Raw genomic sequence first — 21,431 nt, 5'->3', positions numbered from 1 at the left:
AGATCGGTGACCATGACAGGGCCCTTCCGGCTCGGTGTTGGTGTTAGCAACACCGACTCTGGACGCCCTCCCTCACACTCACGGCAACACCACGCCGAGCCACGACCCCTTGGACTCAATCATCTAGCGGGGAAGGTGAACTTCGCGCAGAGGCGTGCCGCCGTCGATGAAGAGCCTCCCGCTTGGTGTCAGCGCTGCGGCGATGCGAGCCAGCGCAAGCTTCCCAGCCTGTGGGTGACGTCCGTCGAGTGCGCCGACGCGGACAGCGAAGGCCAGGTCGAAGGGCGCGTCGCCCGGTAGGAGCGTGAAGTCTTCCGCTGCGACGCAGCGTGCGCTGAGTACACCGGAGGCGACTTCTGCGCATCCCCCAGGACGTTCCGCAGCCACTGGACGACTGGATGGAGTTGAGCGGGAGGGCCGCGTCGCCTGGAAAGAACTGACGACGTCACCGCCGGTGCACGGCGATCACCAGGTCTATCCGGGAGCGGGCTCCCGTCTTGGTGAGCAGGCTGCTGACATGTGATTTCACCGTCGGGACGCTGACGGTCAGTTGATGAGCGATCTCCTCATTGGACATGCCGGCGGCGACGAGTTCGAGCACCTCTTTCTCTCGCGCACTCAGCTGGGCGAACGAGTCCGACGCCCGCACCGGGGAACGGCCCAGGGCCGCCCGGACGACGCGGCGGGCCACTCGAGGAGAAAGCACGGCCTCGCCTGAGCGCGCTGCGCGAATGGCCCGTACCAACTCGTCGGTGGGTGCATCCTTCACCACAAAACCCTGAGCCCCCGCGCGAAGGGCGGAGAAGACGCTTTCATCATCGTCGTACGTGGTGAGCACCACCACGGCGGTGCGGCAGTTCTTGGAGGCAAGGATGCGCTTGGTCACCTCGACGCCGTCGATACCCGGCATCCGGATGTCCACAACGGCCACGTCGGGGCCCAGCCGACCGACAAGACGGACGGCTTCGAGTCCAGAGGCGGCCTCGCCGAGCATGCGGATCCCAGGGGTCTTCGCGAGCAAGGCGACGATGCCCTGCCGCAGCAGTTCGTTGTCCTCGGCGACCACGACGGTTGTCGGCGCCGCGTCCGCGGTCATGCGAAGGCTCCAGGTATCTCGACGACGACGGTGAAAGCCCCGTCATGGAACCTCGCGTCCACCGTCCCGCCGAACTCATCGGCGCGCTCGCGGAGCCCGATCAGCCCGTACGAGTCGTCGCGAGGTGCCGGCGTCGTCTCCAGCACAGGGTTGGTGGCGCTCAGCCGGAGGGTCGAATCGACGCTGTCCAGGCGGAGGGTCACCGGGGCTCCGGGAGCATGCCGGCTGGCGTTGGCGAGAAGCTCGTTCACGGCACGGCCGAGCAGGTATCGCACGCCGTCCGACACGATGGTGGTGCGCGGGTCGGCGGTGATCTCTACGGTGTTGCCCATCGCGCGATGTGCGGCGATGGCGGCTTCGACGGGATCCTCCTCGTTCTCGGTCGCACGGGAGAACTCGTCGGGCTCATTTCTCAGCACGACGAGGAGACGCCGGAGTTCGGTCAGCGCACCTCGACTCTCCGCGCCGAGCAAGGCGGCAGTGTTCCGGACGCCGGGATCTGGGGCCTCTTCTTCCAGGAGTTTCAGCTGCACGGTGAGCGCCGCGAGCGAGTTGGACACCGAGTCGTGCAGTTCTCGTGCGAGGCGGCTGCGTTCCTGTTCACGAACGAGAGCTTCGCGACGTTCCACTTCGGCGACGTGCCGTCGTTGCCGCTCCAGCCAGCGGGCGAGGGCGTAGCCGAGCGCCCAGACGGCGGTGAAGCCGATGACGTTGGTGAGCGCCAGCGGTGTATCCCACATGGGCGCCTGCGTCACACCCAGCACGCTGGAGCTGAGAAGGGTCAGTACGAGCGCGAAGATCGCACGCGGTGGCGTTGCGGCGAATGCCACCCACCCGATGGCGAAGCCGAGGAAGGTCGGCAGCAGACCGAAGTAGCCACCGAGCAGGCTCAGGGCGAGGAGCACGAGAGACGCACATGTGTACACCGTGGTGGGGAAGTGCCGAATGAAGATGTACGGCGCGCTGCCGAGCGCGGCGAGGCCGTAGACCAAGGGCTGGGATAGATCGAAGTCGTATGCCAGGGAACTGTCAGGGCTGGCCACGCTGGCGAGGGTGAGAATCACGAGCACGACGCCGGGCACGACGTCGATCCAGGTCAGTCGGGAGAAGCCGTGAGACCGTGCGCGGGGCTGTTCCGGCATGCCGTCAGTATATGGATGCAGCTTGTCCACGCCTGTCATCCTCTGGGAGCATTCTGATTTGGTTTCGTCCCTGGGGAGGAGGCCATAGTTCCATCCCCGGAGCGATGTTTGCCCTAGTCGTCGGGTGTTTCACTGGGCGACATGAGCACCGCGACAGCAGTAACCACCTCGACGCCGGCAGCACGTCTCTTCCGCGCAACCGCCATCGGCCTCGCTCTCAGTGCAGCCGGCTTTATGGCGGGCGTCTTTCTGCCCGTCTTTGACTATGCGCCATACGTGACGCCCTTCCAGCACCCATATTCACTCACCGTCAATGCGCTCAGCGCCGTCTTCCTGATCGCCCTCGCGGTGCAGTTGCCGACGGCGTGGTCGGATCCGCGGCTGCCACGCTGGGCGGTGGGTGTCCTGGCCGCCGGCGTCGCCTTCGCCGCGGTCTTCCCGGCATCCTTCGCGACGAATGCAGTGCACGCCGCTTATGTTGTTCCGCCCGAGTTCGTTCCCCTGCTCGGTGAGGGACTCCTCGTCGACGCGATGGGCTGGCCGAAACAGGCTCTCATCGCCATCGGCGCGATCGTCGTTGCCGTGGTCGGCAAGCGCCAGGGAGTGTTCGGGTGGGCGGGCGCCGTCGGGTTGATCCTGACAGGTCTGGTCAACTGGTTGATCTGGCCCTTCCCTCCAGGTGCGCTCCTCCTGGGCATCACTTTCGCCCTCCTTGGAAGTCGTACTGCGAGGTAGCACCGGACGGATACTCGTTGTCGTGAGGCGATCGGCGAGCTGGGCTTCACCAAAGTGCTTCAGGCATGACCGCCCCGTCCTGTGAGCCGTGAGCCTGGAGCAGGGAAGCACCAACGCCGAGGTTCCACCGCAGCGTCGGCGCGCCTCATAGCGTCAGCGCACCCAGCAAGGCGGCCGCCAGGACCACCGCCCATGCGGGCGCCTTCCACGCGGCGAACGCCACGAAGGCCGCCACCGCGATTGCGAGCGACGCTGCTCCGTCGATTCCCTCGGTGAAGACGGGGTGATACAGGGCGGCGGCAAGCAATCCGACGACCCCGGCGTTCACACCCATCAGAAGAGCTTGTGCCTGTGGAACTTCCCGGAGCCGTTGCCAAAACGGCAGCACACCCATCAGCAGAAGCGCCGAGGGAAGGAACATGGCACCCAGCGCGATGGCGGCGCCGAGCAGCCCGGAGGGCGGACTCGTGGTGACCGCTCCGAGGTAGGCGGCGAAGGTGAAGAGCGGCCCCGGCACCGCTTGCGCCGCCCCGTAGCCGGCGAGGAAGACACCTGGATCGACGAGGCCGGTTTGGACCACCTCCGCCTGCAGGAGCGGCAGCACGACGTGTCCACCACCGAACACCAAGGCGCCCGCGCGATAGAACGTGTCGAACAGCCCCAGGGCGCCTCCACCGGTCGCCGCTGCCACCGCGGGCAGGCCGAGAAGCAAGACGAGGAATGCGACGAGACAACCGACGGCCGCCGCGCGCGGGAGCCTTGGCGCGAACGTCGAGCTGGCTGAGGCGGGAGCGGCGATGTTCCGGAGCCACGTCAGACCGACGAGGCCCGAGACGACGATCGCGCCGATCTGAGCCCAGGCGCTGGGCACGAGGAGAACCAGGATCATTGCGGCCGCCGCGATGATCGCGCGGCGGGCGTCCGGGGTGAGGGTCCTGGCCATGCCGAGCACCGCGTGGGCGACGACCGCCACAGATCCGGCCTTGAGGCCGAGCACCCACCCTGCCTGCGCCAGGTCGGTGAGGCCGGCGGTCCCGAGGGCGAACCCAACCAGCAGCAGAGCGGACGGCAGCGTGAAGCCGGTCCACGCCGCCACCAAGCCGCCGACGCCCGCGCGTTGCAAGCCGATCGCCATGCCTACCTGGCTGGAGGCGGGGCCTGGCAGGAACTGGCACAAGGCGACGAGGTCGGCGTAGGCGCCGTCGGTCAGCCATTTGCGACGCTCCACGAACTCCGCCCGGAAGTAGCCGAGGTGAGCCACGGGTCCGCCAAAGGAGGTCAGCCCCAGCCGGAGGAAGGCCAGGAAAACCTCGCGTACCGCGCCCGCGCGCGAAGCTGCCTGCCCATCCGGAGCGCCGTCGTTCACCCGACAAGTATGCGATCGATGCCGCCGACTGGTCTGGGAATGCGCTGCCCGGTGGTCACTGTTCATCCGCCGTACGCGTAACCGACACGTCGGCGGCCGCATTGACCTCCCCGCGGCGCGAGACTGGAGCATGGGAAGCACCAACTACGCCAATACGTTCATCCAGGTGGCCGAGGACTGCCCCGTGACGCAGGCCGAAGTGCCGCCGACGCGCGGAAACACCCCGACGGTCGCCTCGCTGCAGTACGACCTGATCGCCGCCGATCCTTATCGGCGCACCAGCGACGACGTGCTGTTCGAGGTGTACGCGCTGAGGCAAGGCATCCCGGAGGAGGAGCAAGCCGATGCCCGTGCCGCGTTCTTCGCCAAGACCAGGCCTGCCTCCGGTCGTCACCGCTCGGCAAACGCTACGGCTGGGGCGTCCATCACGACGCCGATGCGCGCGTCGCCTTGGTGGCGCGTGAATCCGAGCGTTACCAAGAACTGGCAGCGGACCCGTCGCTCAGACAGCTGAAGGCGATGCGCAGCAAGCGTGCGTGACGATCCCATCCAGCCACTCGTGGAGCCGGCCACCTCGGTTCACTGTCCGTCGCGATGAATCCCGTGCAGTGACGCGCCGGCTCATCGCGGCTCGCTTCCGGGATGCGGCGTTCCGGCCAGGCGGGCCGCTCGCCGTCGATGCCGTCTCTCGATTGCCGATCTCAGGAGTCCCTGGCGAGTGCTGCCCTCCGCGGCGGCTTCTCTCTGTGCCTTCTCGCGGGCGGCTTCCGCGGCTCGCTGGGCTCTGCGCTCGGCCCACGCGGCCACCGTGGCCTCGGTCTCGCGCGGCATGGTGATCAGAGGTGGTCCGGCCGGCAGCTGGTAACGAGCGCGGATCACCCGCTCGTTGAACTCGGCAATCTCGCGACGGACGGCCTCCTCGTTGGGCAACTCATCGAGTTGTTCGTCCAGCGCTGCGTCCTCCTTGCGCAGCTGGATGGAGGGAGGCAGGAGAACGAGCCCCTCGCGTTTCATGAGGTTGTTGAGCCACCAGTTGGGGTCGTGATCCTTCGGGAGGTCGAGCGGTTTGCCGCTTCCGGGAAGGTTGTCGAACTCGCCTCGCTCCATGGCCTTCCTGATCCGCATGTCGGCGATCAGTGCGATGGTCACATCGGCGTCGAACACGATGGCGGCGGGGTTGTAGAACGCGAGGGGTGGTTGGTTGTCCGTCATCGTCACTCCATCCCGATGGGGTCTCAAGTCACCTGTAGTATGTCAGATGTATTGGAACAGGAAGGGTGTCAGATGCCGAAGCAGGTCGACCACCAAGAGCGACGGACGTCGATGGCCCATGCGCTGTGGCGGGTCGTCGACAAGCAGGGGTGGGCGAAGGCGACGATGCGCGAGGTCGCCCGCGAGGCGGGGGTATCGCTTGGGCAACTGCAGCACTATTTCTCTTCGCGGGCGGAGATGCTGACCTTCGCGATGGAGTTCTCCTCGGACCAGACATCGCGCCGAGTCGCGCAACGTCTGGCCGCTCTGGATCAGCCGCCGCATCCGCGCGACGTGCTGCGTATCGTCATCACGGAACTGCTGCCTCTTCAGCCCGACTCCCGTGCCACCAGTCGTCTGAACGCGGCCTATGTGCTCGAAGCGATGCACGACCCATCGTTGCACCAACAGGTCGGCGCGGGGCTGCGGGATGGGCGTGCGATGGTTGAGCGTCTCATCCGAGAGGCGATCGCCGAGCAGCAGATCCCGCCGGACCGTGACCCGGTCGTAGAGACCGACCTCATCCTGTCGTTGAGCGGCTTCGCTCAGCTGCTCGAGCTCGACGTCATCGAGCCGCACGCGGCACTCGCGGCGATCGACCACCATCTGGATCGGCTTTTCGGACCTGCCGGATAAGCGGGATCCGGACCGTTGCCCCGAGAGTTCGCCGCTTAAGAGCTTGCTAGTCCACCGACTTCGGTGGACTAGCGAGCGGTTAAGCTCTGACGGCTGAGTTTGGGCCTACCGGATGCGGGATCGGATCCGGGATGCCGCCAGCACCGTGAACACCACGGCGAGCGCGACCAGCACGCCGACCGCGAACCACACGGGAACGGCCCAACCACCGACGTGCAGCGTGACGCCGTAGAACTCGCCCAGGCCGTCGATCAGCTCCTGGTCTCCGTCGACGAGCTCGGTGAGGGGTGCGGCGGTGAACTCTCGCCTCAGCAGCATCGCGGATTGGGCGAAAGGCAGTGCGGCGATCACGTGACGCACAGCGTCGGGGATGAGCCCGACGGCGAGGTAGGCGCCCGCCACGAACCCGGCGACGGTACCCACCACCGTCGACAGCGCTGCGAAGGATCCCTGGGTTTTCAGGAAGGACGCGACGAAGGACCACAGAGCGGTGAACCCGGCGGCGATCAGCATGATCCACAGGAAGGAACGTGCGATTTCGGCCGCACCCAGCACCACCCCGCTCAGGATCCATAGGTATCCCAGGGCGACGAGGAACACGATCGTGGTCATGAAGATGGCGATCACGAATGCCGATCCCATGTAGCCGAGCACGAGCTGGCCTCGACGAATAGGGGTGACGAGGAAGTCGCGGAACCGGTTGGTGGTGGCGTCTTCGACGAACACCGACAGCGCGCCGAGCGGGGTGGTCATCGCCGAGAGGGCCACGACGGCGGCGAGCATCCAGGAATCGACGAAGCCCCTCACCAACTGCTCGCTGGCGCCGGGAACCGCTGCGGAGATCGAGAGCATCTGCAGGTTGCCGAGGAACAGGGCATAGAGGACGAAGATGATCAGCGCGCCCATCAACGAGAAGAACACGTTCAGCGGGTCGCGGAAGAACAGCGTCAGGTTGCGACCGGAGATGCCGAGCACATTTCTCATGCGACCTCCTCCTCTCCGGAACGCCCCGTCAGGGCCAGGAAGACGTCGTCCATCCGGCCGTGGCGGAACTCGAAGTCGACGACGCCGTCGCCCAGGTCGGCCAGCATCCGACGAGCTTCGGCGGCATCGTGCACGGTGCGTCGTTCGGTGCCGGTGGCCGTCGTCAGGGTGAGGATGCTCGAGCTGTATCTCGCCCGCAGTCCGGCGGGCGTACCGTCAGCGATGATTTTTCCACGGTCGATGATGCAGACGCGATCCGCCTCCTCGGTCTCCTCCATGTAGTGGGTCGTGAGGAAGACCGTCAGACCAGTGCGCTCGCGCAGGCCGTGGATGGTGCGCCACATCACCCGGCGGCTGGCGGGATCGAGGCCTGTCGTCGGCTCGTCGAGGAAAAGAATTCGCGGGTCGTGCACGAGCGCCCGCGCGATGTCGGCGCGTCGGCGCTGGCCTCCCGAGAGCTTTCCGTAGCGCCGGTCGATGAAGTCGTCGAGCTCGACGAGCGCGCTCAAGGCTTCGATGCGGGCGCGGATCGCCTGGCGCGTCGACAGGTAGGGGAGGGCGCGCAGCGCGAGGTTCTCGCGCACCGTCAGGACGTGATCGAGCAGCGACTCCTGAAACACGACGCCGATCGCCCGTCGCACGGCGTCGCCCTCGGCAGCGACGTCGTGGCCGGCCACGGTGAGCGTGCCGGAGCTGGGCGCGAGCACCGTGGTGAGGCAGTTGATCGTCGTCGACTTGCCGGCTCCGTGGTGCCGAGGAAGGCGAACACGCTGCCCGGTGGCACCTCGAAAGAGATGTCGTCCACCGCCGTGGTCTCGCGGTACCGCTTCGATAATCGATCGACGATGACGCCGTTGTTGTCGCCCATTGCACTTCCTGCCTGTTAGGAATTGCACTCCACCCTAACCTGAGATGGGCTCGCGCTCGTCGAGGTCGCTGATCTCGCCAGCTACCCGAGAGGCTTCCGCTTAAGAGTTCGCTATTCCACCAACTTTGGTGGAATAGCGAACTCTTAAGCGGTATCCGTCCGGCGTCTCAGTGGCGATAGAGTGCCGAAATGGACTTCGATGCACTGCTGGCGGACTTCCGGGAGCATGCGGACCCCGTCAAGGCGGACGGAATGCGGGCCTACATGCGCGATCAGTTCGACTTCCTCGGCGTTCCGACGCCCCTGCGCAAGACGCTGACGAAGGTGAGCTTTGCGGAGTCGCGGACTGCGGCGGCCGTCGACTGGGGTTTCGTCGATGCCTGCTGGGAGTGTCCTTACCGCGAACTCCAATACGTGGCGGTCGGCTATCTCTCGACGGTGTCCCGCCTACTCGGCCCGAATGACGTCGACCGCCTCAAGCGGCTCGCCCAGACCAAGTCGTGGTGGGACACCATCGACGGGCTCGACCGCATCGTCGGAGACATCGCGCTCGCCCATCCTCACGTCAACGAGACGCTGCTGGAGTGGAGCATCGACGACGACTTCTGGCTGCGTCGCATCGCCATCGACCATCAGCTCCAACGCAAAGGCCGGATGGATACCGCGCTGCTGGAACGCATCATCGTGAACAACCTCGGCCAGAAGGAGTTCTTCGTGAACAAGGCCATCGGCTGGGCGCTGCGGGACTACTCGAAGACCGATCCCGAATGGGTGCGTCGCTTTGTGGAGACGTACCGGGATCGGCTCGCGCCGCTGTCCATCCGTGAGGGAACGAAATACGTGTAGCTGTGGACGGCTGACGTGGTAGCTCGCTGAGGGGGTTAGCGGTTGAGTCGCGCGGCGAAGAGATCGTGGCGCACCTTCGACCGCCACAGTCCAGCGTGTGTGTAGAACCGCTCAGCATCCTCGTTGATGGCTTCAGCGACGAGCGCGCGGGCGCCGAGTACCCGGGCGCCGGCCTGGGCGTTGGCAAGCGCATCGGCAAGCAGATCCCTGCCCAGCCCTATACCTTGCGCATCAACGGACACCGCGAGCCGGCCCAACAGCACCACCGATACAGGGTCGGGCGCATTGCGCAAAAGCCAGCCACCTCCGATCTCGTCGTGAGAGACCGACCATGCTGCAAGGCTGTAATAGCCTGCGATGTCTCCTGTGTCGAGGTCGATGCTGATGTAGGTTCGGGAGTCGCCGGTGCGTTCGTTGCGCAGTGCGCGCCCGGCGAGCCAGGTGTTGAGGGCATCGATACCGCAGTCGAATGCCGCGACGGGGTCTCCCGGAAGGACTGGGCGCGGTCGGGCCGGCCTCACGGCCGGGGCTCGTCCCACGACGGTCGGTGTTCGCGCAGGGCCGTCAACTCCGGGTTGTCGGGCCGATCGAGGATGTCGAGGAAGTCGTCCCAAGCGCTCTTGGATACGCGGATGGTCTTCGATTCAATGACGTCGCGACGGGCGGCCGGAACAACAACGCTGAGCACGTAGTCGGTCAGGCTGGTCCCGGTGAGAGAGGCTGCTTCAGCGATCAGGGCCCGGCTGTCCTGGGATAGCCGCAAGTCGAGGCGGGCGTCCTTGGGGGACTCGGTGGGTGCGCTCATGAGTAAAGTGTACGGAGTTGGTCCGTACGGCGCAATCGGGGCCGTCCCTCTTCGGTCTGTCTGCGACCCGCCCCACCCAGGTTTAGCACTGGCCCGAAGCAGGAGCAGATAGTCCGAGTCCAGAGAGAAGGCATCCCCGCGTACGGGAACTCCTTATTCATGCGAAGGAGCGTGAACTGCAATGTTGCCGAAGAACAGCGAGGGGTATCTCCTGATCCGAACGGACTTTCAGCATCCCGACGAATGGCAGGACTTGATACGTGTCATCCAGACGCCGTCCGAGGACGGGTTCCTTTCGGATCTGTATCCCGTGTCGGATAGAGATCACGACGGGGCGATGCCCGAGCAGCTAAGCGCACTGATCTCCTCTGAGTTCACGCTTGTGGCGATCGCCGATTCGACCACTCTGCTCGGCGATGGTTATCCGGTGCTGATCGTCAGTGTTTCCGAGCCGGACTTGGAGCCGTTTCGGTGCGCTGCTGCAAATCTCTGGAGCCCGGTATGCAACCTCCAGGATCGAGGCTTAGGTGCTCGTTGTTCCACCGAAGTTGGTGGAACAACGAGCACTCAAGACGCGGTGACTTCGAACCGGATGAGCGACGTGTTGCCCGTTTGCCGCGAGGTGTTGTCCGTCTGGCTGGGAACCTTCATGTCTGGCGACAGTCGCTCCAGGCTGGGGGTATGCCTCTTCAGTACCCGTTACCGCGAGAAGTCGGGCGACTACTCAGGGATCAGAGCGGTGTCATCACCGTCTCGCAGCTTCTCGACGCCGGCCTCACGCGGCGCGTGTGTGAGCGTGTGACCTCGGCGTGGGCCAGGGTGACCCCCGGGCTATACCTGTCGACGCCACCGACATTTGAATCCGCGATCTGGGCTGCGTCGCTCTATAGCGGGCCGAACGGGGTGATCGGCTCGTCGGCTGCCGCCTACCTGGCCGGCGCGCTGCGCGACCCTCCCTCGGAGATCGTTGTGTGGGACCACACCCGCCACCAACCGATCCAGGTGGGGCGATGGGCGACGCGCTACCGACGGGGAGCCCGGAGCGGTCGTGGGGCACCCGCTCGGCTGCCTGTCGAACAGAGTCTGATCGATGTCGCCCGCGACAGTGGTCTCGTCGACACCATGGACGCCGTTTCCAGAGCACTCGCGCGCAGGATCACGACGCCCGAACGGCTGCTTGCCGAGTTGGAGCGACACCAACGCGTGCGGCACAGCACGCACATCCGGGCTATGTGCTCCGTAGGGAAAGCCGGAATCGAGAGCGCGCTGGAATGGCTCTTCGACGAAAGCGTGATCATCGCGCACCAGTTGCCGACTCCCCGCCGGCAGGCTATGTCCGAAGAAGGCCGCATCGACTGTCACTTCGACGCATTCCGCGTGATCGCCGAGCTCGACGGGATGCGCGACCACTGCGAGTGGTCCAAGGACATGCTGCGAGACAACGCCCACGCCCTCCGTCTCGACGCGACCACGCTGCGCTACGGCTGGCATGCGGTGCTGCGGCAGCCATGCCTCGTCGCCAGCCAACTCGCCGAAGCGCTCGTCCGTCGCGGGTGGCAAGGAGATCCCGGCCGCTGCCGTCGATGCCCGTAGTGCTTAGGTGCTCGTTGTTCCACCGTCTTCGGTGGAACAACGAGCACCTAAGCGAAGGTGGCGGCCCATTCGGCGACGCGGCGCGCGCTCTCTTCCTCGGTGATGTCCTCCACACGGGACATCACCGACCAGCGCACGCCGAACGGGTCGCGGATAGACGCGTAGCGGTCGCCGGAGACGAAGGTGCTCACCGGCTCGCGGATGGTGGCACCCGCCTCCACGGCGCGTGCGACGGTGCCGTCGACGTCGGCGCAGTAGAGCCCGATCGAGTAGCAGTCGTTCTCGCCCTCCGGGGCGGGAATCAGACCGTAGTCGGGGTTGGGCTCGCCGAGTTGCAGCTGGCCGTTGCCGAAGTCCAGGTCCGCGTGCCAGACGATGCCGCCCGTCTCGGTGACGTCGACCACCCGCGCGCCGAACACGGATCGATAGAATTCGATAGCGCCGGCGGCATCCGGGATGGCCAGGAACGGGGTCAGACTGGTGGAGCCGTGCGGGACGCCGTCGGTGGTGTGGGCGCCGGTGACGCCCAGCTGGGGTTCGTTGTCAGTGCTCATGGCAGCAACCTACGGGCGCCCCGCCCCGGACGGCTTGAAGATTCGCGACGGATCCACGAAGGAGGTTGACCGTGGCCGAACTCGGCGACCCACGAGGTGTGCTCTACCCCGCCAGGCTTCCGACCTTTCACCGGATTCTCGCGCCCGCCGAGCTGGCCGACCTGATCCGCTGGTTCTGGATCCCACGCTGGAGGCTTGCACCTGGCCGCACCTCTCGGCAGAGCCTGCTGCCCTTTCCCGCATCCAATCTGGTCGTCGAGCGGGCGGGCGTGACGCTCTCCGGCCCGAGCACGGGCGCCTCCTTCCGCGACCTCAGCGGCACGGGCTGGGCGGTCGGCGCGCTGCTTCGCCCGGCCGGCATCGCCTCGCTGCGTTCCGATCCCGGCGCGATCCGCGACCAGGAGGTGCCGTTCGACGCACCCGATCTGCATCGAGCGATCTGCTCTGCCATGGAGGACGACGACGAGGCAGCGGCCAGGGAGGCTGCGGCCGACGCCTACGCGCAGTGGGCGACGCGCACCCTGGCGGCCCCCGATGAGGGCGGATTGCTGGCCAACGCGATGGAGGATCTGATCTCCTCGGACCGCACGATCGTGCGCGTCGATCAGGTGGCCGAACGCCTGCATCTCAGCGTGCGCGCGGTGCAGCGGCTCGCCCAGCGCTACGTCGGCGTCGCCCCGCTGGCGATGATCCGGCGCTATCGGCTCCAGGAGGCGGCGCAGCGGCTGAGGGACGATCCGACGCTGACCGTCGCCCGTGTGGCCGTGGATCTCGGCTATGCGGATCACGCCCACCTGACCAGCGATTTCCGGAGGGTTCTCGGCTTGGCGCCGACGTCGTACCGCCGGGGATCGGCCGAGGACCGACCGGAGGCGACGCCGTCGTCGCAGTGAGCCGAGCGGCGACGTAGGGTCGCGGTATGTGCCGCAACATCCGTACCCTTCACAACTTCGAGCCCACCGCCACCTCCGACGAGGTGCATGCGGCGGCTTTGCAGTACGTCCGCAAGATCGCCGGAACCACCAAGCCGTCGAAGGCCAACCAGGAGGCGTTCGACCGCGCCGTCGAGGCGATCGCCCACGCCACCCAGCACCTGCTGGAAGACCTGGTGACGACAATGCCGCCCAAGAATCGCGACGAAGAGGCCGCCAAGGCCCGCGCTCGCGCCGAGCGTTCTGGTCGCTACGCGACGAAGTCAGCCTGATTCCTCAGCGACCGCCGTCCAGGAAGTACTCGAGGTTATCGAGCACCTTCTCTGCCGTGTGCTGCTTGATGAGTCCTTCGAAGGCGTGGACGGTCAGGTGCACGCCGTTCTCATGCCAGATCGCCTGAACCAGCGCGGGGTTCATCGCCATGGCGCCACCTCGCACCAAGCCGACCATCTGTTCACCGCCCGGCGACGTCGCGAGAATCTGCTGGATCGAGTCTCGGACCAGGTCGTACGACCACTGGGTGAGCGGGACTTCGATGAAGCGGCTCGCGCCTCGGATCGGAGTGATCTTGGCACCCAACCGGGCGCCGCTTCCCCCTCCGGTGACCGCCGCCAGGGCTTTGGTCAGAACATCTCTCACGTCGTCGTCGGGAAGGATCGGCGACGGTGGGTCGAGCGGCTTCGGCGACATCATGGGTTCAGTATCGCCGCCGGAAGGTTCATCGGCTGATCAGAAGAGCTGGAGGTGCTCCAGGAGGATCCGCACGCCGATCGCGACGAGCATCAATCCGCCGATCGCCTCTGCCGGGGCGCGGAAGCGTACGCCGACGCGATGGCCGATCAGCACGGCGAGGAACGACAAGGTCAGAGTGATGTAGCCGATGATGAGCATGGCCTGCACTATCGACACCGCCATCACGGCCAGCGAGACGCCGACCGCGGCGGCGTCGATGCTCGTCGCGACGCCCAGCAGCAGGAGTCGGCGCACGTTCAGCTTGTCGTCGTGGGCCTCCTCGTCCTCGTCTGGGGTGAACGCATCCCAGACCATCTTGGCGCCGATGGCGGTGAGGATGCCGAATGCGATCCAATGATCGACGGGGCCGAGCACCTGGGCGAACTGCGACGCGAGCAGCCAGCCGAGCAGCGGCATCAGGGCCTGGAACACCGCAAAGGTCACCGCGATGACCACGGCGTGCCGGTAGTTCAGCCGGCGCATCTTCAGCCCGCTGGTCAGCGCCACCGCGAAGGCGTCGGCGGAGACCCCGAACCCGATCAGCACCACGGCCCACACAGACATCGATTTCGCCTTTCCTGGCGCCCGGTCGGCGCCTGCACTTCGTCTTCCGCGTCCCAGCCTTGGTGCCGACCAGTGGGTGTGTCTACGCATAACTGGATGTGTGACGAGCCACACAATCGACTGTGAAGCGCGACGCGCGGAGCGACGGCTGGGAAGTGCCCGCCGGCTAGGCGTGTGTCCTGAACAGGCGCGCGCTGACAAGGCACAACGGCGTTCAAAGTTCGTCCCGCGGAACATTCGGATGACGGATGGACACACCCGATGGCAGCGCGGAAAGCTGGCGTGGTGAAGCATCGAAGGACGGTCGAAGATGGGGTGATCCGGTGCCGGTGAACCCCGATGTCACGCGCGTCACCGAGGACTACCTCACCCTGATCTGGAAGGCGAGCGAGTGGCCCGAGGAGGGTCGGCGCCCGCGAACCAGCGACCTGGCGGCGGCGCTGGGCGTCACCCTGTCGACGGTGTCGGCGAACCTGAAGAAGCTGGCGCGGGATAACCTGATCCGCTACGAGCCCTATGGGGCGATCGAGCTCACCGACGAAGGCGAGCGCATCGCGATCGACGTGGTGCGGCGGCATCGGATCATCGAGAGCTTCCTCGTCGAGCAGATGGGCATCCCGTGGGACGAGGTGCACGACGAGGCCGATCTGCTCGAGCACGCGGCCTCCGACCGTCTGATCGAGCGGATGGACGAGATGCTGGGCCACCCGGACGTGGATCCGCACGGCGATCCGATACCTCGCCCGGGCGCCCGACGCGACGCGAACGCCGTCGTCCTTGCGAGTTGCCAGGTCGCTCAGGTGGTGCGTGTGGTACGCGTCTCAGACACCAACCCGGACATCCTGAGGTTCCTCGCGGACCACGGCGTCGGCATCGGATCTGAGCTGCGCGTCGAACGGGAACTCGCGACGACGGGCCTGATGGGAGTGCGCCACGGTGACGAAGCGCTGGAGCTGAGCGCGCCGATTGCCGCAGCGGTGCACGTCGTAGTGGTCAGTCTGTAAGCCTCGCGATGAGGGCGCCGGGACCGGGGAGGTCGAAGGTACCGGGGCCGGTCGGGCGCGGCTCGTCCCAGGCGGCCAGCACGTCCGCGTCGGCGCGGAAGTCGACGGGAACCAACCGCTCGGTCGCCCGCGTGATAGCCACCGCGATCCGTCCGCACCGCAGGATCAGGGAGTCGTCGTCGAGGATCTCGACGAGGGCGGATCCCAGATGCGGGTCGCGGATGCCTGGATGGGTGCGCCGGATCTCGATGAGCCGGCGGTACCAGGCGAGCATCCGTGCGTGCTCCCCGGTGGCGGCCTCGTCCCAGTGGAGGACGGCACTGCGGAAGGTGGCTTCGGCCTGTGGGTCGGGCGTCGGCTCGTCCCAGCCCATGGCCGCGAACTCCCTCGCGCGGCCCTCGGTGATGAGCGGCCCGAGGTCGGGTCCGAGGTCGGAGAAGTAGGGGAACGGCGTGGAGGCGGCCCACTCCTCGCCCATGAAGAGCAGGGGCGCGTAGGCGCTGAGCAGCAGGAGAGCCGCTCCGGCTGCCTGTCGACCGGGTGCCATGTCGCGTCCGATCCGGTCGCCGGTGGCCCGATTGCCCACCTGGTCGTGGTTCTGCAGCGATGCGACGAAGGAGTGCCCGTCGTACAGCGGTGACGTGGGATCGACGGGGGCACCCCAGTCGCGGCCGCGGAAGGTGGAGAAGCAGCCGTCGTGGACGAAAACCCTGGTCAGCGCCTTCTGGAGCACCTCGACGGGACCGAAGTCGACGTAGTAGCCCTGGGTCTCGCCGGTGAGGAAGCTGTGCAGCGCGTGGTGCACGTCGTCGGCCCACTGCGCGTCCATACCCCGCGCCTCAGGGGAGGATCCAGTGGGGGAGACCATCGACGGCTGGTTCAGGTCGGACTCCGCGACGAGCAGCAGCGGCCGCCCGGTCTCCCGTTCGATCCCGGCGACGACGTCGGACAGCTCGGCGAGGAAGTGGCGCGGCGAGTCGTCCATCAGCGCGTGCACGGCGTCGAGGCGCAGTCCATCGAGCTGGAAGTCGACCAGCCATTGGCGCACGCTGCCCAGCAGAAACGCCCGCACCTCGTGACTGCCGTCGCCGTCGAGATTGACGGCGTCGCCCCAGGGCGTGTGGTGACGGTCGGTGAAGTACGGCCCGAACTGGCCCAGATAGTTGCCCTCGGGGCCCAGATGATTGTGCACGACGTCGAGCACCACGCCCAGCCCTCGCGCGTGGGCCGCGTCGATGAACCGGCCGAAGGCCTCCGGCCCGCCGTAGGCCTCGTGCACCGAGTACAGTCCGACGCCGTCGTAGCCCCACCCGCGATCGCCGGGGAAGGTGGCCACGGGCATCACCTCGACGTAGTCGACGCCGAGCGCCGCGAGGTGATCGAGCCGTTCGATGGTGGTGTCGAAGGTGCCGCCGGGCGTGAAAGTGCCGACATGCAGCTCGTAGCCGACGCCACCCCGCAGGTTCTTTCCCACCCACGCGGGGCGGTCGCAGAACAGGGCCGAATCGACGACGGCGCTGGCCGCATGCACGCCGTCGGGCTGCCGGAGGCTGCGAGGATCGGGCAGCGGCGCACCGCCGTCGAGGCTGAACGCGTAGCGCGTGCCTGGGGGAAGCCTGCGCCCGGCGCCCCACCAGCCGGGCCGGCCGTCGAGGGGCGCCATCGGCTCACGGACGCCGTCGACGATCAACTCGACGGAGGCGGCGCGGGGCGCCCATACCTCCGGGACCACGAGATTCCGGGAAACCATCACTCGGTGTAGGGGACGAGGAGGGCGACGGGCATGTCGGTGAGGATCTCCGCCAAAGGCGTCTCTCCTCCGGGCACGATGCAGCCGGTGAGCAGGTCGCGGAAGTCGCCGTCGGGCAGCAGCAGGCGATGTTCGGTCCAGCCGTCGTGCAGCCTGGAGACCAGCCGGCTGACCACCGTGATCGCCGTGGGCAGTTCGGCTCCGACGATGCCTCTCGCGAAGGCGACGGCGTGGCCGGTGGTGGTGGCGACCGGCCGGTAGTCGGCATCCGGACCGCGGAAGGCCCCCGCGTGGTCGCGGCGCAGGCGCAGCGCTCGGCTCATCACCAACAGCAGCTCATGGTCGAGCGACGAGACCACGCCGGCGTCCACCTCGCCGAGCTGCCAGCGTCGCAGATCGTGGTCGACGGGACGGCGGTTGTCCGGATCGACCAAGGACAGGTCGACGATCTCGCAGCCCTGATAGGTGTCAGGCACCCCCGGCATGGTGAGTTGCAACAGCTTCTGGCCCAGTAGATTGGCCCGCACCGCCTCCGCCGTGACGGTCGTGAACTCGTCGAGTGCCTCCGCGCAGGCCGGATCAGCCAGGGCGGCGCAGGCCAGCGCGATGACCGCCTCCTCGTAGCCGGCGTTGGGTTCGGTCCAGGTGGTGTGCGTCTTCGCCTCGCGCATCGCCTTGGTGAGGTAACCGCGCAGGCGTTCCTCCGTGATGGGCTCGGCGCTGGCACCGGGCAGCCGCCACGTGCCGGCGAGGGTCTGCCAGACGAACAGCTCGGTAGCGCCGTCGACGGCGTCGGTGCGCAGGTCGGCGGTGGCGGCCCGCAGGTCGTTGACGCAGGCCTCCCACTCCTTCGGGAACTCGGTCAGCGCCGACAGCCGCGCCCGCACGGCCTCGGAGCGTTTGGTGTCATGTGTGGAGAGCGTCGTCATGGTGGTGGGCCAATCGCGGCTCAGCTGCTCGGAGAACGCGTGGAAGGCGTCCGGATCGATGCCGACGATGGTGGGCTCGCTGCCCACCTCGTTGACGCCGATGAAGCGGTTCCACCGGTAGAAGGCGGTGTCCTCCTTGGACTTGGCCATCACCGGACCGCAGGTCTGGGCGAAGCGCACCATGAACTCGGCGCGCAGCTCCGGGATGGACTGCTGCTTGCCGGGCAGCTCGGTGGTGACCTGGCCGGAGCCGGGCTCGGGTAGCGTCTCGGCGCCGCGGCCCTCATCGCCGGTGCCGGGATCGCCGCATGCCAGGGCGACGATCAGGTCCAGGGTGTCCAGTTCGTCGGGGGCCAGCGTGGGCCGGGCGCGGTCGGCGGCCTCGACGATCACGTGCCGCTCGGCGTCGTCGGCCAGCAGCCCCGGCTCGACGTAGGCGCGGTAACGATCCATCTGCACCAGCAGGTTGCGGATGGCGTTGCGGAGCTGGCGACGGGTGTGGTCGCGCAGCCGGATGTCCCCGTCGCAGATGGCCACGGCGATGGAGGTGAGCCGGTCCACCTCGGCGAGCTGGGTGGAGCGCACCACCTCCTGCTTGGCTTGGGCCAGCGTCGAGGCGAACCACTCGACCGACCCAGAAACCCGCTCCCACAAGGCATTCAACCGGGGCAGCCCGGCCGAGTCCTGGAACAATCCGCAGATCCTGAGCAGCGCGTCGTAGCCGGTGGTGCCCGCGCACTGGACGGCCGTGGGCAGGGTCTCCTCGGCCTCGAGGATCTTCTCCACCACCACCCAGCAGCCTCCGGTGAGCTCCTGCAGGTCGGCGATGTACTGGCGCGGGTTGGCCAGGCCGTCGGGGTGGTCGATGCGGAAGCCGTCGATCAGGCCCTCAGCGTGCAGGTCGGCGAGCAGCCGGTGCGTGGCCTCGAACACCTCGTCGTCCTCGACGCGCACCGCGGCCAGCGTGTCGACGTCGAAGAAGCGACGATAGTTCAGCTCCTCGCTGCCCACTTTCCAATGCGCCAGCCGGTAGTACTGGCGCTCCAGCAGCTCGGGCAAGGGGAGATGGTCGGTGCCGGGACGCACGGGGAAGACGTGGTCGTAGTGCACCACCACGGGCTCCTTGACCAGCGACCCGTCGGGCCGGGGGATCTCGCGTTCCTCCAGCACGATGGTGCCGGCCTCCAGCTCCTGGCCGATCCGGTTGCCCAGCACCGGCATCAGGATCTCGCGGGAGCCGGTGAGGTCGATGTCGAACCAGCGCCCGTAGCGCGACTCGGGTCCGAGTTTCAGCACCTCCCACAACGCATGGTTGTGCAGCAGCGGGGTGGGCACGGCCATGTGGTTGGGCACCACGTCGACGATGATCCCCAGACCGCGGGAATGCGCCGCGTCGGCGAGCCGTCGGAAGGCATCGACGCCGCCAAGATCCTCGGAGATCCGGGAGTGATCCACCACGTCGTAGCCGTGCATGGAGCCCGGCGCCGCCTGCAGGATGGGCGAGCAGAAGAGGTGGGTGATGCCGAGGTCGGCGAGGTAGTCGACCAGCGCCGCCGCGTCGTCGAAGGTGAACCCGGCGTGCAGCTGCAGCCGATAGGTGGATGCCGGAAGCTTGCGTTCGTTCATCACCCATCACCCTACGCGACGCCGTCATGGGCACGACGGGTATCACGGCCGAGCGCACCGTCTCTTTCCAGTAAAGCCGCCTGCGATCCTGCGGGCGCTATCCCAGGAGGTGCACACCCATGTCCGATCTCTCAGCCCACCAGACCCGTTGCCCGGACGCCGAGCTGTCGCCGGGCGTCGTCACCGTCGCCCCACACCGCATGGAGGACATCTGCCTCGTGGCGCCTTCCCCGGAGCTGCGCGACGAGCTGCGCGACCAGTTCGAGAAGTTGAAGGCGGGCGCGTCCCAGCTGGTCCGGGAGAGCCTGACGATGCGGGAAACCACCCACGTCGGCCTGAACGACGGTCTGATCTATCCCGGAACCTACTACCCGGTGGGTACGACGGCGTCCGTGGCGCAGCGTGGCGCGCTGGAGCGGGCGCCACTGCGCGGCACTGTGCGCGTGGCGGTGGTCCTGGTGGACTTCAACGACAAGCGGATGCCGGCAGGCTCCGTCGAACGCTTCGAGGATCTGTTCTTCTCGACGGGCAAACTGACGCATGGCAGCGTCAAGGAGTACTTCGCCGAGGTCTCTGGCGGCCTGATCGACATTCAGGGCAGCGTCGTCGGACCGTATCGGATGCCGCGCAACGTGGCGACCTATGCGGGGACGGAAAACGGCATGCAGGTCGCCGCGCCGAACGCCCGCACGATGGCCAACGACGCCGTGAGTGCGGCGGATCCTGACATCGACTTCGGGCCGTACGACAACGACGGCGACGGCTTCGTGGACGCCTTCATCGTCGTGCACGCTGGTCGCGGCGCCGAGCAGACGGGCGCGGCCAGCGACATCTGGTCGCACAAGTGGGTGCTGCCCTCGCAGCGCTCGGTCGACGGCACCAAGATCTACGCCTACCTGACCATTCCGGAGGACGCCCAGATCGGCGTCAGCGCCCACGAGCTGGGCCACCTGCTGTTCGGCTGGCCAGACCTCTATGACTCCGACCGTAGCTCTGAGGGCATCGGCAACTGGTGCCTGATGGCGGGCGGTTCGTGGGGCCTCGGCGGCCAGCGGCCGGTGCATCCGTCGGCGTGGTGCAAGGCCAACCAGGGATGGATCAACGTGATCACCCAGACCACCAACGCGGACGTCACGATCACCGACGTGAAGTCGAGTCGCAGGGCCTACCGGCTGTGGAAGGACGGCGCAGGCGGCAATGAGTACTTCCTGGTGGAGAACCGTCAGCAGACCGGCTACGACGCGTCGATGCCGGGCCAGGGCCTGTTGATCTGGCATATCGACGACGCGATCTCGACCAACACCAACGAGGCCCACTACAAGGTGGCGCTCGAGCAGGCGGACGGGCTGCGGCACCTGGAGGCCGGGACGAACCGCGGCGACGCGGGCGATCCTTTCCCTGGCTCGGCTGGCAACGCATCGTTCAGCAACGGCTCGACGCCCAACAGCAAGTCCTATGCGGGGGCCAACACCGAAGTGTCCGTGACCTCGATCCCTCCGTCGGCGCCGTCGATGCCCGTCCGGCTCACCGTGCGCGCCACCGTCCCGAAGCCGCTGAAGGAGTCGGTCAAGGACACCGTCAAGGACATCAAGGATCTGCGCAAGGAGAGCGGTAAGGAACTGGTCAAGGAGCACATCAAGGAACACTTCAAGGAACTGCGTAAAGAGACCGTCAAGGACATCAAGGATCTGCGCGAGGTGAAGCTGCCCGACCACAAGTTCCGCGACCTGAGCGCACTTCCTGCTGCATCTTCGGGCGGTGCGGGTGCTGCGGGCGGCGACCTGGAGATCCGACTCAGCGCGGTCGAACAGACCTTGAGCGCACTGGCCGGCGCGATGCTCGGCCAGGACGAACAGTGGGGCTACGCAGGCGAGCCGTTCATCGGGAGCGACGAGCGTCCGGCGCTGGGCGAAGACCTTGGTCGACCGGATCTGGGCGAGTTGAGGGCCCAGATGGAGCGCGGCTCGGCTCAGGCCAAGGCGGCCTACGACAGCCTCCCGCCGAGCTGAGCAGAGAGC

23 protein-coding genes and 1 pseudogene are annotated in these 21,431 nt (G+C 67.1%); 10 read left to right on the top strand and 14 right to left on the bottom strand.

Annotated features, from left to right (window positions below):
• Positions 1–123 precede the first annotated feature (123 nt).
• Genes P0D62_RS16260 through P0D62_RS16250 form a run of 3 tightly spaced genes read right to left on the bottom strand, consistent with a single transcriptional unit; the run spans position 124 to position 2,238 of the window.
• Entirely contained in the window at positions 124–387 is a 264-nt protein-coding gene (locus tag P0D62_RS16260; RefSeq protein ID WP_275703597.1) for a hypothetical protein, read from the bottom strand.
• 58 nt (positions 388–445) lie between these two features.
• On the bottom strand, positions 446–1,096 hold the full coding sequence (locus P0D62_RS16255) for a response regulator (protein WP_275703596.1): 651 nt from the start codon (positions 1,094–1,096) through the stop codon (positions 446–448).
• Positions 1,093–2,238, bottom strand: a complete 1,146-nt coding sequence (locus P0D62_RS16250; protein ID WP_275703595.1) for a sensor histidine kinase — start codon at positions 2,236–2,238, stop codon at positions 1,093–1,095. The genes P0D62_RS16255 and P0D62_RS16250 overlap by 4 nt, the downstream gene beginning before the upstream one ends.
• Before the next feature lie 141 nt (positions 2,239–2,379).
• Between P0D62_RS16250 and P0D62_RS16245 the strand changes: the two genes are divergently transcribed.
• A complete protein-coding gene (locus tag P0D62_RS16245; protein ID WP_275703594.1) occupies positions 2,380–2,973 on the top strand; it encodes a hypothetical protein in 594 nt (197 codons plus the stop codon).
• Positions 2,974–3,118: 145 nt separating this feature from the next.
• Here the strand turns inward: P0D62_RS16245 and chrA are convergent, their stop codons facing one another.
• Positions 3,119–4,339 carry a chromate efflux transporter gene (chrA, locus tag P0D62_RS16240; protein ID WP_275703593.1) on the bottom strand — a complete coding sequence of 407 codons (1,221 nt, stop codon included), beginning with the start codon at positions 4,337–4,339 and terminating at the stop codon, positions 3,119–3,121.
• 130 nt (positions 4,340–4,469) lie between these two features.
• On the opposite strand from chrA, the pseudogene P0D62_RS16235 reads away from it, so the two are divergent.
• Positions 4,470–4,879 (top strand): annotated as a pseudogene (locus tag P0D62_RS16235) (DUF6157 family protein).
• Between the two features lie 81 nt (positions 4,880–4,960).
• Here the strand turns inward: P0D62_RS16235 and P0D62_RS16230 are convergent.
• Positions 4,961–5,551, bottom strand: coding sequence for a DnaJ family domain-containing protein (locus P0D62_RS16230; RefSeq protein WP_275703591.1), 591 nt, complete (start codon positions 5,549–5,551; stop codon positions 4,961–4,963).
• Between the two features lie 111 nt (positions 5,552–5,662).
• Here P0D62_RS16230 and P0D62_RS16225 point away from each other — a divergent pair, with 111 nt between their 5' ends.
• The gene (locus P0D62_RS16225; RefSeq protein WP_275703590.1) at positions 5,663–6,226 is read left to right on the top strand and encodes a TetR/AcrR family transcriptional regulator; all 564 of its coding nucleotides are present in this window, start codon (positions 5,663–5,665) and stop codon (positions 6,224–6,226) included.
• Positions 6,227–6,331: 105 nt separating this feature from the next.
• Here P0D62_RS16225 and P0D62_RS16220 read toward each other — a convergent pair whose 3' ends face one another.
• Both P0D62_RS16220 and P0D62_RS16215 read right to left on the bottom strand, forming a co-directional pair.
• The gene (locus P0D62_RS16220; protein WP_275703589.1) at positions 6,332–7,210 is read right to left on the bottom strand and encodes an ABC transporter permease; all 879 of its coding nucleotides are present in this window, start codon (positions 7,208–7,210) and stop codon (positions 6,332–6,334) included.
• Entirely contained in the window at positions 7,207–8,106 is a 900-nt protein-coding gene (locus tag P0D62_RS16215) for an ABC transporter ATP-binding protein (protein WP_275703588.1), read from the bottom strand. Before P0D62_RS16215 ends, P0D62_RS16220 begins: the two co-directional genes overlap by 4 nt.
• A 161-nt stretch (positions 8,107–8,267) precedes the next feature.
• Between P0D62_RS16215 and P0D62_RS16210 the strand changes: the two genes are divergently transcribed.
• Complete coding sequence (locus P0D62_RS16210) at positions 8,268–8,924, top strand: DNA alkylation repair protein (protein WP_275703587.1); 657 nt, start codon at positions 8,268–8,270, stop codon at positions 8,922–8,924.
• Between the two features lie 35 nt (positions 8,925–8,959).
• Here the strand turns inward: P0D62_RS16210 and P0D62_RS16205 are convergent, their stop codons facing one another.
• Both P0D62_RS16205 and P0D62_RS16200 read right to left on the bottom strand, forming a co-directional pair.
• The gene (locus P0D62_RS16205; RefSeq protein ID WP_275703586.1) at positions 8,960–9,445 is read right to left on the bottom strand and encodes a GNAT family N-acetyltransferase; all 486 of its coding nucleotides are present in this window, start codon (positions 9,443–9,445) and stop codon (positions 8,960–8,962) included.
• Positions 9,442–9,729 (bottom strand): type II toxin-antitoxin system TacA family antitoxin, encoded by a 288-nt coding sequence (locus P0D62_RS16200; protein WP_275703585.1) that lies wholly within the window; start codon positions 9,727–9,729, stop codon positions 9,442–9,444. Before P0D62_RS16200 ends, P0D62_RS16205 begins: the two co-directional genes overlap by 4 nt.
• A gap of 181 nt (positions 9,730–9,910) precedes the next feature.
• Between P0D62_RS16200 and P0D62_RS16195 the strand changes: the two genes are divergently transcribed.
• Both P0D62_RS16195 and P0D62_RS16190 read left to right on the top strand, forming a co-directional pair.
• Positions 9,911–10,531, top strand: coding sequence for a DUF6924 domain-containing protein (locus tag P0D62_RS16195; RefSeq protein WP_275703584.1), 621 nt, complete (start codon positions 9,911–9,913; stop codon positions 10,529–10,531).
• Entirely contained in the window at positions 10,516–11,322 is an 807-nt protein-coding gene (locus P0D62_RS16190) for a hypothetical protein (RefSeq protein ID WP_275703583.1), read from the top strand. The genes P0D62_RS16195 and P0D62_RS16190 overlap by 16 nt, the downstream gene beginning before the upstream one ends.
• Positions 11,323–11,369: 47 nt before the next feature.
• Here P0D62_RS16190 and P0D62_RS16185 read toward each other — a convergent pair whose 3' ends face one another.
• Positions 11,370–11,876, bottom strand: a complete 507-nt coding sequence (locus tag P0D62_RS16185) for a VOC family protein (RefSeq protein ID WP_275703582.1) — start codon at positions 11,874–11,876, stop codon at positions 11,370–11,372.
• Between the two features lie 71 nt (positions 11,877–11,947).
• On the opposite strand from P0D62_RS16185, the gene P0D62_RS16180 reads away from it, so the two are divergent.
• Positions 11,948–12,769: a helix-turn-helix domain-containing protein gene (locus P0D62_RS16180; RefSeq protein ID WP_275703581.1), complete on the top strand. Its 822-nt coding sequence runs from the start codon at positions 11,948–11,950 to the stop codon at positions 12,767–12,769.
• 26 nt (positions 12,770–12,795) lie between these two features.
• On the top strand, positions 12,796–13,080 hold the full coding sequence (locus P0D62_RS16175; RefSeq protein WP_275703580.1) for a DUF2277 domain-containing protein: 285 nt from the start codon (positions 12,796–12,798) through the stop codon (positions 13,078–13,080).
• A 4-nt stretch (positions 13,081–13,084) separates the two neighbouring features.
• On the opposite strand, the gene P0D62_RS16170 is transcribed toward P0D62_RS16175, so the two are convergent.
• The gene (locus P0D62_RS16170; protein WP_275703579.1) at positions 13,085–13,501 is read right to left on the bottom strand and encodes a hypothetical protein; all 417 of its coding nucleotides are present in this window, start codon (positions 13,499–13,501) and stop codon (positions 13,085–13,087) included.
• Positions 13,502–13,537: 36 nt separating this feature from the next.
• Positions 13,538–14,104, bottom strand: a complete 567-nt coding sequence (locus tag P0D62_RS16165) for a manganese efflux pump MntP (protein ID WP_275703578.1) — start codon at positions 14,102–14,104, stop codon at positions 13,538–13,540.
• Between the two features lie 248 nt (positions 14,105–14,352).
• Between P0D62_RS16165 and P0D62_RS16160 the strand changes: the two genes are divergently transcribed.
• The gene (locus P0D62_RS16160; protein ID WP_275703577.1) at positions 14,353–15,108 is read left to right on the top strand and encodes a metal-dependent transcriptional regulator; all 756 of its coding nucleotides are present in this window, start codon (positions 14,353–14,355) and stop codon (positions 15,106–15,108) included.
• Here P0D62_RS16160 and treZ read toward each other — a convergent pair.
• Together treZ and treY are read right to left on the bottom strand one after the other, a co-directional pair.
• On the bottom strand, positions 15,098–16,858 hold the full coding sequence (treZ, locus tag P0D62_RS16155; RefSeq protein WP_275703599.1) for a malto-oligosyltrehalose trehalohydrolase: 1,761 nt from the start codon (positions 16,856–16,858) through the stop codon (positions 15,098–15,100). The two genes, P0D62_RS16160 and treZ, sit on opposite strands and share 11 nt — an antisense overlap.
• A complete protein-coding gene (gene treY / locus P0D62_RS16150) occupies positions 16,858–19,413 on the bottom strand; it encodes a malto-oligosyltrehalose synthase (protein WP_275703576.1) in 2,556 nt (851 codons plus the stop codon). Before treY ends, treZ begins: the two co-directional genes overlap by 1 nt.
• A gap of 119 nt (positions 19,414–19,532) precedes the next feature.
• On the opposite strand from treY, the gene P0D62_RS16145 reads away from it, so the two are divergent.
• On the top strand, positions 19,533–21,422 hold the full coding sequence (locus tag P0D62_RS16145) for a M6 family metalloprotease domain-containing protein (protein ID WP_275703575.1): 1,890 nt from the start codon (positions 19,533–19,535) through the stop codon (positions 21,420–21,422).
• Positions 21,423–21,431: the final 9 nt, after the last annotated feature.

The sequence above is a fragment of the Tessaracoccus caeni genome (assembly GCF_029211185.1).
Classification (GTDB): domain Bacteria; phylum Actinomycetota; class Actinomycetes; order Propionibacteriales; family Propionibacteriaceae; genus Arachnia; species Arachnia caeni.
Note: the sequence above shows the minus strand (reverse complement) of the source record. Positions and strands in the feature narration are given on the sequence as shown.